This window comes from Rhizobium sp. TBD182, assembly GCF_001950375.1.
Lineage (GTDB): Bacteria > Pseudomonadota > Alphaproteobacteria > Rhizobiales > Rhizobiaceae > Agrobacterium > Agrobacterium tumefaciens.
The window spans coordinates 381,286-393,553 of sequence record NZ_BDLN01000003.1 but is presented as its reverse complement, the minus strand read 5'-3'; the positions used below and the strand labels follow the sequence as shown (position 1 = coordinate 393,553).

At 60.3% G+C, this 12,268-nt stretch carries 9 protein-coding genes; all 9 read left to right on the top strand.

Annotated features, from left to right (window positions below; genetic code table 11):
- Window positions 1–666 (top strand): substrate-binding domain-containing protein (locus T18_RS27705; RefSeq protein ID WP_323455224.1); only part of this gene is annotated, 666 nt, incomplete at its 5' end.
- Between the two features lie 103 nt (window positions 667–769).
- Window positions 770–2,224 carry a xylulokinase gene (gene xylB, locus T18_RS14075; protein WP_038494992.1) on the top strand — a complete coding sequence of 485 codons (1,455 nt, stop codon included), beginning with the start codon at window positions 770–772 and terminating at the stop codon, window positions 2,222–2,224.
- 239 nt (window positions 2,225–2,463) lie between these two features.
- On the top strand, window positions 2,464–3,774 hold the full coding sequence (xylA, locus tag T18_RS14070) for a xylose isomerase (protein WP_003516221.1): 1,311 nt from the start codon (window positions 2,464–2,466) through the stop codon (window positions 3,772–3,774).
- Window positions 3,775–4,542: 768 nt separating this feature from the next.
- Window positions 4,543–5,922, top strand: a complete 1,380-nt coding sequence (locus T18_RS14060) for a GH1 family beta-glucosidase (protein ID WP_038495891.1) — start codon at window positions 4,543–4,545, stop codon at window positions 5,920–5,922.
- Window positions 5,923–6,293: 371 nt separating this feature from the next.
- Complete coding sequence (locus tag T18_RS14055) at window positions 6,294–6,923, top strand: NAD(P)H-dependent oxidoreductase (protein WP_038494998.1); 630 nt, start codon at window positions 6,294–6,296, stop codon at window positions 6,921–6,923.
- A gap of 295 nt (window positions 6,924–7,218) precedes the next feature.
- On the top strand, window positions 7,219–8,319 hold the full coding sequence (locus T18_RS14050; RefSeq protein WP_038495001.1) for a methionine ABC transporter ATP-binding protein: 1,101 nt from the start codon (window positions 7,219–7,221) through the stop codon (window positions 8,317–8,319).
- Window positions 8,309–8,977, top strand: a complete 669-nt coding sequence (locus T18_RS14045; RefSeq protein ID WP_038495004.1) for a methionine ABC transporter permease — start codon at window positions 8,309–8,311, stop codon at window positions 8,975–8,977. The genes T18_RS14050 and T18_RS14045 overlap by 11 nt, the downstream gene beginning before the upstream one ends.
- A 53-nt stretch (window positions 8,978–9,030) precedes the next feature.
- Entirely contained in the window at window positions 9,031–9,810 is a 780-nt protein-coding gene (locus T18_RS14040; protein ID WP_003516232.1) for a MetQ/NlpA family ABC transporter substrate-binding protein, read from the top strand.
- Window positions 9,811–10,006: 196 nt separating this feature from the next.
- Entirely contained in the window at window positions 10,007–12,256 is a 2,250-nt protein-coding gene (locus T18_RS14035) for an EAL domain-containing protein (protein WP_038495007.1), read from the top strand.
- Window positions 12,257–12,268: the final 12 nt, after the last annotated feature.

Sequence of the window (12,268 nt, the reverse complement as noted above, 5' to 3'; positions counted from 1 at the left end):
AAGCCGTCGGGCGTCGCTTTCGTCGCCACCGATTCTGAGGATGTTGCCGAAGCCGCAGACCGGCTGGCCGAAGATGGCATCGCCACCGTCACGCTGGTTTCCGATCTCTCCGGTTCGCGCCGCGACCATTATGCCGGCGTCGACAACGTTGCGGCCGGGCGCACGGCGGCTAGCCTCATGGGGCGCTTCCTGTCCGGGCGCGGCGGCGATATTGCGGTCGTTGCCGGCTCCATGCTGGTGCGCGACCATCGCGAACGCCTAGACGGCTTCCGATCCGTCATCGAAAGCGAATTTCCGGACCTGCGACTATTGCCGGTCCTCGAAGGCCGGGACGATCCCGTCACCGTCGAGGCGCTGGTCACCAAGGCGCTTGCGAGCGACGCGCTGTCCGGCATCTACAGTCTCGGCGCCGGTAATCGCGGCCTCATCCGGGCGCTCAGGGCGTCATCGGGCGAAAGGTCGCCATCCGTCATCGCCCATGAGCTCACCGAAAACACGGCCAATGCGCTGCGGGAAGGCGTGCTCGATGCCGTGCTCAACCAGGATGCAGGGCATGAGGTGCGCAGCGCCATTCGCGTGTTGAAAGCGCGCGCGGATGGTCTCGCTGTCATCGCCGCGCAGGAGCGTATCCGTATCGACATATTCCTCAGGGACAATCTGCCCTGAGGAGAGCATTTCCAGGAAAAGTGGCCGCCGGTTTTCCGTCCGGAAATGCGGTGACTCTTAAAACCGCTGAAGTGGCGCAAGGAGCGCCGGAATGGAGAATTACATGTATCTCGGTCTCGATCTTGGAACATCCGGTGTCAAAGCCCTGCTGATGGACGGCGATCAGAAGATCGTCGGCTCGGCCAACGGCTCGCTGGAGGTCTCGCGTCCGCATCACGGCTGGTCGGAACAGGACCCGGCGGACTGGATCGCCGCGACCAAAACCGCAGTCGAAGGTCTGAAGCAGAAGTTTGCGAAGGAACTCGCTGCCGTGAAAGGTATCGGCCTTTCCGGCCAGATGCATGGCGCGACGCTGATAGACGCGAGCGGCAATGTGCTGCGGCCGTGCATTCTGTGGAACGACACGCGCTCCTATGCCGAGGCTGCCGAACTCGATGCCGATCCACGCTTCCGCAAGATCACCGGCAACATCGTATTCCCAGGCTTTACCGCACCGAAACTGGCTTGGGTCGCGAAGAACGAACCTGAAATCTTCGCGAAGGTGGCCAAGGTACTGCTGCCGAAGGATTACCTGCGACTGTGGCTGACGGGTGAATATATCTCGGAAATGTCGGATTCCGCCGGCACATCGTGGCTGGATACCGGTGCGCGCAAATGGTCTGCCGATCTTCTGGCGGCGACCGGCCTTGAAGAAAAACACATGCCGTCGCTGGTCGAAGGCACCGAGGAGGCAGGTGTGCTGCGTGCCGAGCTCGCCTCCCAATGGGGCATTGCGGGCAAGGCCGTGGTGGCCGGCGGTGCGGGTGACAATGCCGCTTCCGCCTGCGGCATGGGCACGGTGAAAGAGGGCCACGCGTTCGTTTCGCTCGGCACTTCCGGCGTGTTGTTTGCCGCTAACGCCTCCTATCTGCCGAAGCCGGAAAGCGCCGTACACGCGTTCTGCCACGCGCTTCCCAACACATGGCACCAGATGGGCGTCATCCTGTCCGCTACCGATGCACTCAACTGGTATTCGCGCCTCACCGGCAAGTCCGCAGCCGAACTGACGGGTGAACTGGGCGACGAGCTTCTGGCGCCGAGCGGCGTCACTTTCGCACCCTATCTTTCCGGCGAGCGCACGCCGCATAACGATGCCGCCATTCGCGGCTCTTTCATTGGCCTTTCGCATGAAAGTGACCGCAGGGCGCTGACGCAGGCCGTGCTGGAAGGCGTGACTTTCGCCATCCGTGACAATCTCGAGGCGCTGAAGTCGGCCGGCACCTCCATTTCCCGCGTCACCGCCATCGGCGGCGGTTCGCGCTCGGCCTATTGGCTGGCCTCGATCGCGACTTCGCTCGGTGTGCCCGTGGATATTCCGGCCGAGGGCGATTTCGGCGCCGCTTTCGGCGCCGCCCGCCTCGGTCTCATCGCTGCAACAGGTGCAGATCCGGTTGCAGTCTGCACGCAGCCGGAAACGGCGCGGACGATCGAGCCGGTGGTGACGCTTGGCGATGCTTATGAGGAGGCTTACCAGCGGTATCACGCGCTTTATCCCGCTATTCGGCAGCTTTCGCATTGAGGTTTTGCGTGCGCCGTTCACCCCTCTCTGCCCTGCCGTGCATCTCCCCCACAGTGGGGAGATCGACAAGCGGCTAGGTCACGTCCTCCTGTGAGGTCGCGATCGAAGCGATTGAGCGCAACTTGCTGATCTCCCTCCTTGTGGGGGAGATGTCCGGCACGACAGAGGGGGTAAGCGGCCCGCGCAGACCTCGAATTTTTGAACACCACCTAAACCCACCCCAGAGGAGGAACCATCCAATGAGCACAGGCTTCTTCGGCGATATCGCCAAGATCAAATATGAAGGCCCCGACAGCACCAACCCGCTCGCCTTCCGACATTACAACCCCGACGAGATCGTTGCCGGAAAGCGTATGGAAGATCACCTGCGCTTTGCCGTGGCTTACTGGCACACCTTCACCTGGCCGGGCGGCGACCCATTCGGTGGGCAGACGTTCCAGCGTCCCTGGTTTGAAGACACCATGCAGGCCGCCAAGCTGAAGGCCGATGTCGCCTTTGAATTCTTCTCGCTGCTCGGTTCGCCGTTCTATTGCTTCCACGACGCCGATGTGCGCCCGGAAGGCAGGAACTTTGCCGAAAACACCAGGAACCTCAACGAGATCGTCGACTACTTCGCGCAGAAGCAGGCTGATACCGGCGTAAAGCTTCTGTGGGGCACGGCGAACCTGTTCTCCAACCGCCGCTTCATGTCGGGTGCCGCGACCAATCCGGACCCGGATGTCTTCGCATTCTCGGCTGCGACGGTGAAGACCTGCATGGATGCCACCAAGAAGCTCGGCGGCGCCAATTACGTACTATGGGGCGGTCGTGAAGGTTACGAAACGCTGCTCAACACCGATCTTTCGCGCGAGCTGGACCAGCTCGGCCGCTTCCTCAATCTGGTTGTGGAATACAAATACAAGATCGGTTTCGAAGGCACGATCCTGATCGAGCCAAAGCCGCAAGAGCCGACCAAGCACCAGTACGACTACGACGTCGCAACCGTTTATGCGTTCCTGCAGAAGAACGGTCTCGAAAAGGAAGTGAAGGTCAATATCGAGCAGGGTCACGCCATCCTCGCCGGCCATTCCTTCGAACACGAACTGGCCATGGCCAATGCCTTCGGCATTTTCGGCTCCATCGACATGAACCGCAACGATTACCAGTCTGGCTGGGATACCGACCAGTTCCCCAACAACGTACCTGAAATGGCGCTGGCCTATTACCACGTGCTGGCCGGCGGCGGCTTCACCAATGGCGGCACCAACTTCGATTCCAAGCTGCGTCGCCAGTCGCTCGATCCGCAGGACCTGCTGATCGGCCATATCGGCGGCATGGATTGCTGCGCCCGCGGTCTGAAGGCGGCGGCGAAGATGATCGAGGACGGGGCGCTGTCGAAGCCGCTGTCGGAGCGTTACGCGAAGTGGGACGCACCTGAAGCCCAGAAGATGTTGCGCGGCGAGCTGAAGCTCGAAGAAATCGCAGCGCTGGTCGAGCGCCAGGATATCAACCCCGAGCCGAAGTCCGGTCGTCAGGAATATCTGGAGAACGTCGTCAATCGTTACGTTTGACGGGCTGGTACGTTCATAAACACAGGACGGGGGAGCATCCCCCGTCTAGAGGCTGGTTAAAGCCGCAAACCTCTCCTCCGTCATCCTCGCGACACGCCCGAGGATGACGTCGTATCTGCGGTGTACGGCCCCGTGCGGTCTCCGGGCCCGATGCTGCAGATAACATTCCATAAAATGAGACTAAGAAGGTTGCGATAGCCGGATTAGCGGGCATGCTCTCCGTCTGCTGCCAAAGGCGAGAACATTTCCGCGCGACCCCTCCTTTCTTTCCAGTCACTTACCGCAAAACCTTTCCCCGCATGTCCCCACCCGTCCATTTCGCTGCATCATTCCCCTGCAACCGGAACGGAAGGGCGATACGCGCGGCGCCTTTCGCGGACCGGCTGCCGGCATCGACAAGCGTGGTTCTGGCAAACCGCGTTCCGGAAAGGCGTCCCGCAATTGCCAGCAGCGGGAAGGGCCGATCTGGTAGGTGTCGTGAAAAGGCTGTCACCGATCGACCGGCATTCCGGTCAAACAAGGCGCGGCCCGGCAGATGCAAGACTTTCCACCACACTCAACTCCCATCCGCATTTGCCGGGCTGTCGTTTCTCCCGCCGCCGGGAAACCGTTGCGGCGACTTTCGTGTACCTAAAGCGCTTTGGATATCTTAACCGCGCTGCTGAAACGTTGCAGATTTTGCGTGCCTGCGGCTGTACCTCATTGCTGACTTGGTCTAAACCGCTCTCCATCTTTTGACGCTCGATGGATGACGAAAGGGCCTATCCGATGACCGATCACAAAGCGCTTGCAGCCCGTTTCCCCGGCGATTTCCTGTTCGGCGTGGCGACCGCCTCCTTCCAGATCGAGGGTGCCACCAAGGTTGACGGCCGCAAGCCATCCATCTGGGATGCCTTCTGCAACATGCCGGGACATGTCTTCGGGCGCCACAATGGCGACGTTGCCTGCGATCACTATAATCGCTGGGAGGATGATCTCGATCTCATAAAGGAAATGGGTGTCGAGGCCTATCGTTTCTCCATTGCCTGGCCGCGCATCATTCCCGATGGATTCGGCCCGATCAACGAGAAGGGGCTGGATTTCTACGACCGCCTCGTCGATGGCTGCAAGGCGCGCGGCATCAAGACCTATGCGACGCTTTACCATTGGGACCTGCCGCTGACACTGATGGGCGACGGCGGCTGGGCCTCGCGTTCCACCGCCCATGCCTTCCAGCGTTACGCCAAGACCGTCATGGCACGGCTGGGCGACCGGCTGGATGCGGTGGCGACCTTCAATGAGCCCTGGTGTGCGGTCTGGCTCAGCCATCTCTATGGCATTCATGCGCCGGGCGAGCGCAACATGGAAGCAGCCCTTGCGGCCATGCACCACATCAACCTTGCCCATGGTTTCGGCGTCGAGGCGTCCCGCCATGTTGCGCCCAAGGTGCCGGTCGGACTGGTGCTGAACGCCCATTCCGTCATCCCGGCCTCCAATAGCGACGCCGACATGAAGGCAGCTGAACGGGCATTCCAGTTCCACAACGGCGCGTTTTTCGATCCGGTCTTCAAGGGCGAATATCCGGCCGAAATGATAGAGGCCCTGGGCAGCCGCATGCCGGTGGTGGAGGCGGAAGACCTGTCCATCATCAGCCAGAAGCTCGACTGGTGGGGTCTCAATTATTATACACCGATGCGCGTTGCCGACGACGCCACCGAAGGTGCGGAATTCCCTGCCACCAAACAAGCCCCGGCCGTCAGCGACGTCAAAACCGATATCGGCTGGGAAGTCTATGCGCCGGCGCTGCATTCCCTGGTGGAGACGCTTTACGAGCGCTACGAGCTGCCCGATTGCTACATCACCGAAAATGGCGCCTGCTACAATATGGGCGTCGAAAACGGCGAGGTGGACGATCAACCCCGTCTTGACTATTACGCCGAACATCTTGGTATCGTTGCTGATCTGGTGAAGGACGGTTACCCCATGCGGGGTTACTTCGCCTGGAGCCTGATGGACAATTTCGAATGGGCGGAAGGGTACCGCATGCGCTTTGGTCTCGTGCACGTGGATTACGAAACGCAGGTTCGTACGTTGAAGAACAGCGGCAAATGGTACAGCGCGCTGGCATCGGGTTTTCCGAAGGGGAATCACGGTGTGATGAAGGGGTGAGGCTTTCTCCCTCATCCCTGTGCTTGTCACAGGGATCCAGCCAGCCCAAGTCCTTGGGCTGGGATAAGTATTTCCGCCACGCAGACGCGTGTCGGCCGGATTCCTCTGACAAGCACAGGGATGAGGGTGGAAAGGCTGGCTCGTGTGTGAACTTTACCCGCCGTATTCCTCACCAGGAAAGCACACGATCGCTCTCCCCAATAAAGTTCTTCCACCTTACTATCAGTTTTCCAAACTTTTTTGCCAGTTACCCGGCGGTGCCTGCTTGCGCCTGCCATCCTGTCTCCTATGTCAGGCAGGCTACGCAGACGTAGCGCCTGCTGCTGCCTCATCCGGAGCGGTGCGGGCTGGTCCTCCCAGGGAAAACGAACATGCTTATCGAAAAACTCAACTGGCGTTATGCCACCAAGAAAATGGATCCTTCCAAGACTGTTGCGGAAGACAAGGTCGAGCGCATCGTCGAAGCCGCCCGGCTGGCGCCCACTTCCAGCGGGTTGCAGCCGTTCGAAGTCATCGTCGTTACCGATCCGGAAGTGCGCGCAAAGATCCGCGAGATCGCCTGGAACCAGGCGCAGGTGACTGAAGGTTCCCATCTTCTGGTGTTTGCGGCGTGGGATAACTACACGCAAGAGCGGATCAACCATATGTTCGATCTGGTCAACGAAGAGCGTGGCGTCAAGAACGAGGGCTGGGAAGCGTATCGTCAGAAGCTTCTCTCCTCCTATCCGCAGCGTGATGAGCAGGTGAATTTCGAACACGCAGCCCGTCAGGCCTATATTGGTTTCGGCATGGCGGTGGCGCAGGCTGCTTTCGAGGGTGTGGATTCCACACCGATGGAAGGTTTCGATCCGGCCAAGCTGGATGAAATCCTCGGCCTGCGTGAAAAGGGCCTGCGCTCCGTCACCATCCTGCCGCTCGGATACCGCGAGCCGGAAGGCGACTGGCTGGTGAACCTGAAGAAGGTCCGCCGCCCGCTTGAGGAATTCGTCAGCCACGTCTGATTTCCACGCACTCGCGAAGTCTTGACTGCCGCAGGGCCGCACAGACGGCTTTGCGGTAGATTTTTTCTCTGATTTCAGATAATTGAAAAATCATCCCTGTTAAAAGATGGCGCCTGCGGGCAAGTATGCGCCATCGAATTGCCGATCCCCGGCATTTCTGAGTGAAAGCCTGACGAAATGACCCGGAAAATCAGCTGTCATCGAATGTGCCGGAAGGCTGCATGAAGAGAGCGGTTCAGCACCGCAACAGGATTTTTTGAGACCCGATCCGTCAAGAGTTTTCGCAGAGTTCCCAATGAGTTTTTCATCCAACGCGACATCGCTCGCGCGCGCACCGCAGACTGCCAAGGACGCGATGGTCACGTTTGAAGGCGTGACCAAGACCTTTGGCGGCAGCGATGGCAAGCCGGGCTTCGCAGCCCTCGCCGGCATTGACTATGTCGTGCCGAAGGGTTCCATCACCGGCATAATCGGCCGCTCTGGTGCCGGCAAATCCACTCTCATCCGCCTCGCCAACGGCCTTGAAAAACCGTCGTCCGGCCGGGTGGTCGTCGACGGCGTCGATGTTGCCGCCCTTGATGAGAAGAGTCTGAGGACCCTTCGCCGTTCCGTCGGCATGATCTTCCAGCACTTCAATCTCCTGTCGTCGCGCACCGCTTTCGACAATGTGTCGCTGCCGCTAGAAATTGCCGGTCTCGGTAAAAAAGAGATCGAAACGCGGGTAACGCCGCTGCTCGAACTCGTCGGCCTTTCCGACAAGGCGAAGCGTTATCCGGCGGAACTGTCGGGTGGGCAGAAGCAGCGTGTCGGCATCGCCCGCGCGCTTGCGACGCAACCCAAGCTGCTGTTGTCGGACGAGGCGACGTCCGCGCTCGATCCGGAGACGACCCAGTCGATCCTTGAACTCCTGAAGCGGATCAATGCCGAACTTGGGCTGACAGTGCTGCTCATCACCCACGAGATGGAAGTGGTGAAGACCATCGCCTCGCAGGTCGCCGTCATCGACAGGGGCCTGATCGTGGAGGAGGGGCGCACCTTCGATATTTTCACCGCGCCGAAACACGAGACGACCCGCAGCCTGCTGTCGTCCTCGGTCGGGGTTAAGCTGCCGCACTGGGTTACATCAGGGTTGAAGCCGGAAGCCGCGGAAGGTGACCGCGTTCTCGTGCGGCTGGTGTTCTTCGGCGAAACGGCATTCCAGCCGCTGACCGCGCGTCTTGTTGCAGAAATCGGTCCTGACGTGAACATCCTTGCCGGCACCATCGAGGAAATTTCCGGTGAACCATTCGGCTCGCTGGTTGTGTCCTATCCGGCCACGGCGGAAATCACCGCCCGCGCCGGCCGCTTTTATACTGAGACCGGTCTTCACACGGAGGTGCTCGGTTATGTCGCCTGATATGCTTTTCAACCTTCTGTCGAAGGGTCTTCTGCAGACGCTGCACATGGTCGCGGTCGCCGGCATCGTCGGCTCCATCATCGGCGTGCCGATGGGCGTTTTCCTTGCCACCAGCGGCAAAGGCGAACTCTTCCCCGCGCCGATGACGAACCGCATCCTCGGCCTTGTCGTCAATGCGGCGCGCTCCACGCCCTTCATCATTCTGGTGGTGGCGATCATTCCCTTCACGCGGCTGGTCGCCGGCACCTCCATCGGCACCAGTGCGGCCATCGTGCCGCTGACGGTTGCCACCGTGCCTTTCATCGCGCGGCTGGTGGAAGCGGCGATCCGCGAGGTCGACAAGGGCCTGATCGAAGCGGCCCGCGCCATGGGCGCAACACCGTTGCAGATCGTCACCAAGGTTCTGCTTACGGAAGCAAAGCCGGGCATCACGCTGGCGCTTACCCTCACGCTCGTCAGCCTCATCGGTTATTCGGCCATGGTCGGTGCTGTCGGCGGCGGCGGGCTGGGTGATCTCGGCATTCGCTACGGCTACCAGCGCTTCATGCCTGACGTGATGCTGGTCGTGGTGCTGGTGCTGATCGTGCTCGTGCAGCTCGTGCAGAGCGCCGGCGACCGGCTTGCCCGCAGCTTCGACAAGCGCACCCGCAAGAACTGATAAAACCGTTCAAGAACAACAAACCCAAGAACAACAAACCCAAGGAGACATCCATGAAGAAAATCATCCTCGCGGCTTCGCTCGCCGCTCTCTTTACCGCCGGCCAGGCGCTGGCTGAAACCATCAAGATTGGTGTTACACCTGCCGAGCACGCGCAGATCATGGAACAGGTCAAGAAGATCGCCGCCGCCAAGGGACTGGACATCGATATCGTCGAGTTCTCCGACTACGTCGTGCCGAACCAGGCGCTGGCAGACGGTGAGCTTCAGGCCAATTCCTTCCAGCACCAGCCTTACCTCGACAACCAGATCGCTGACCGCAAGTTTGATCTCGTCAGCGTCGGCACCACCATCACCACCCCGATGGGCGTTTATTCGAAGAAGGTGAAGAGCCTTGACGAGCTGAAGGACGGCGCGACGGTCGGTATTCCGAACGACCCGACCAATGGCGGCCGTGCGCTTCTCGTTCTCGCTTCCAAGGGTGTGCTCAAGGTCAAGGAAGAAGCCGGTCTGAAGGTAACGCCTGCCGACATCACCGAAAACCCGAAGAACATCCAGATCGTCGAACTTGACGCTGCGCAGTTGCCGCGCTCGCTGGATGACACCGACGCGTCAGTCATCAACACCAATTATGCCACGGCAGCAGGCCTGAACCCCAAGAAGGACGCCATCGCCATCGAAAGCGAAAAGTCCCCTTACGCAAACGTCATCGCCGTTCGTGCGCAGGACAAGGACAAGCCGTGGGTGAAGACGCTGGTGGAATCCTACCACAGCCCGGAAGTGAAGGCCTTCATTCTGGAGAAGTTCAACGGCACGGTCATTCCGTCCTGGTAATCAGGCCTGACATGATTGAAGTTGCAGCCTCTCCCGTTCGCGGGGGAGGTTTTTTGTTTGCGGGGCGAACGCATCCGCGGTTTTTATGAAAATCCCCCACCATTGTGGGGAGAATTTTTCTCTATTTCACCCATACTGTCGTTTTATACCCGTTGTTTTTTGTGGCGTCGCCACAATCCAACTTAACGGCTTTTGAATGTTTCCTTCGCAAGATGATGCTTTCGAAGGGGATTTTATGCGGATTGCGCCGCGAAACATTGGGGAATATTTGCCGGTCGGGCGTAGAACCGCCGTCGGCGTCGTGTTGTCCACATTTGCGCTGGTGCTTCTCATCGTCACCGCGCTGGTCTTGTCTGCTCTGAGCCAGGTCAGGGAAAGGGCGAACTCGCTCGACAATGCCCGCTCGCGCGAGACAACGGCGGGCGCCCTTGTCACCTTCCGCGACCAGCTTGGCGCGACGCTGAACGACTACGCCGCCTGGGACGATGCCGCCGACTATGTCTACGCCCCCGACAGGTTCGACTGGGTGGCGAGCAATTACGGCGAGATGACGGTCAACAGCGATCTTTTCGATACCGCCGTCGTCCTCGACGAAGACGGCAAGGTCCGCATGGCCTACCAGAACGGCAAGCCGGTTGCCTGGAAGCCCCATGACTATTTTGCAGAAGGCCTCAAGGAGATGATCGAACGGGTGCGCTCCATGCGTCCCGGCATCGCGTCGCAGGTCACCGGTTTCGTGAAAACCCGCGACGGCGTCGCGGCTACGGGGGTCGCGCTGGTGCGGCTCAAATCCGGGGTCTTGCCTCCGGTTGGATCCGAGCGGCGATATCTGATTTTCGCGCGTCATCTCAAACAGGCGACGGTAGACAAGCTGGCCCGCAACTACGTCATCGATGGTCTGCAACTGCAATATGGCGACGGACCGGCGACCAACCATGTGGATGTCGTCAATCCGCTTGGTGATGTGCTGGCGCGGCTCGTCTGGCGCTCGCAGCTGCCGGGGGACGTGAGCTTCCATGAGGCCCGGCCGGTCGTCTTCACGGCACTCGGCATTGCCGGAACGTTCTTTCTCGTACTTCTCATCATCGGTTCGGCGACGCTCGACCGGCTGAAGGCTGACGAGGCGGCGGCGAGGGAAGAGGCGCTGCGCGATCGTCTGAGCGGGCTCAGCAACCGCGCCGGGCTGTTTTCCAAGCTGAACCGCATGGTGGGCAAGGCCCGCCACGACAAGACCGATATCAAGCTGCTTTACCTCGATCTTGATGGTTTCAAGGAGATCAACGATTCCTACGGTCACGCTGCCGGCGATCGACTGATCAAGGGCGTTGCGGCGGCGCTCAGGGTGCTTGTGCCGGAAGATGCCGTGCTCGCGCGGCTCGGCGGCGACGAATTCGCCATCGCCATTCAGGGCGACGACGTGTGGTCGGAAGGCCGCAAGCTCTGCCAGGCGCTGCTCGAACTGTTCACCGAGCCGTTCAGCATCGGCGAGCGTGTGGCGAGCATCGGTTGCAGCATCGGCACTTCCGTCTCCAGAGCCGGTGATATCAACGGTGAGGAACTGCTGCGTCGCGCCGACATGGCCATGTATCAGGCCAAGGAAAACGGGCGTGGGCGTTACGTCGCCTACGAGCTGAAAATGGATGCGCTGCGCGAGGAAAAGCTGCAGCTTGAGGCCGATCTGCGTTATGCCATCCTGAATGACGAGATATCGGTGGTCTACCAGCCGGTCGTCAATGCCGCCACGCGCAGTATCACCGGGGTGGAGGCGCTTGCCCGCTGGCAAAGGCCGGGATACGGCTTCGTGCCGCCGGATATATTCATCGCCGCTGCCGAAACCAGTGGCCTTATCGAGCGGCTCGGCCTTCTGGTGCTGCGCAAGGCCTGCGAGACGGCGGGTCAATGGCCCTCCATCAAGCTCTCGGTGAATATTTCACCCGTTCAGTTCCGCAATCCGGCCTTTTCCGGCAACGTGGCGGATATTCTCGCCGCCACGCAGACGCCGACCGCAAGGCTGCGGCTGGAAATGACCGAGGGCTATTTCATCCAGAATCCGGAGCGGGCAAGTGCGGCAATCGACAAGCTGAAACAGCTTGGCCTGCATATAGCGCTCGACGATTTCGGAGCCGGTTTCGCCAGCGTCGGATATCTGCGCCGCTTCGGTTTCGACCGCATGAAGATCGACCGGTCGCTGGTCATGGCGCTGGAGCAGGGTGGGCGGTCGCTGGAAATGTTGCAGGCAACCGTGGCGCTTGCGAAATCTCTCGATATTCCGGTTACGGCGGAGGGCGTCGAGACCGAAGAACAGGCGGCTATCCTGCATCTGTGTGGCTGTGACGAATTGCAGGGCTACCTGTTCTCAAAACCCGTCGCCGCTGAAGAGATTACCGCCATGCTGGAGGAGCAGACGGCGCCGCTGTTTGCGCTTCGGGCAGGGGCAAAAGGGTGATCCAGACTCCGT

Coding starts and splice junctions, on each gene's coding strand:
- T18_RS14035 (WP_038495007.1), top strand. CDS start 10,007: ATGTTTCCTTCGCAAGATGATGCTTTCGAAGGGGATTTTATGCGGATT.
- T18_RS14050 (WP_038495001.1), top strand. CDS start 7,219: ATGAGTTTTTCATCCAACGCGACATCGCTCGCGCGCGCACCGCAGACT.
- T18_RS14060 (WP_038495891.1), top strand. CDS start 4,543: ATGACCGATCACAAAGCGCTTGCAGCCCGTTTCCCCGGCGATTTCCTG.
- xylB (WP_038494992.1), top strand. CDS start 770: ATGTATCTCGGTCTCGATCTTGGAACATCCGGTGTCAAAGCCCTGCTG.
- T18_RS14040 (WP_003516232.1), top strand. CDS start 9,031: ATGAAGAAAATCATCCTCGCGGCTTCGCTCGCCGCTCTCTTTACCGCC.
- T18_RS14055 (WP_038494998.1), top strand. CDS start 6,294: ATGCTTATCGAAAAACTCAACTGGCGTTATGCCACCAAGAAAATGGAT.
- xylA (WP_003516221.1), top strand. CDS start 2,464: ATGAGCACAGGCTTCTTCGGCGATATCGCCAAGATCAAATATGAAGGC.
- T18_RS14045 (WP_038495004.1), top strand. CDS start 8,309: ATGTCGCCTGATATGCTTTTCAACCTTCTGTCGAAGGGTCTTCTGCAG.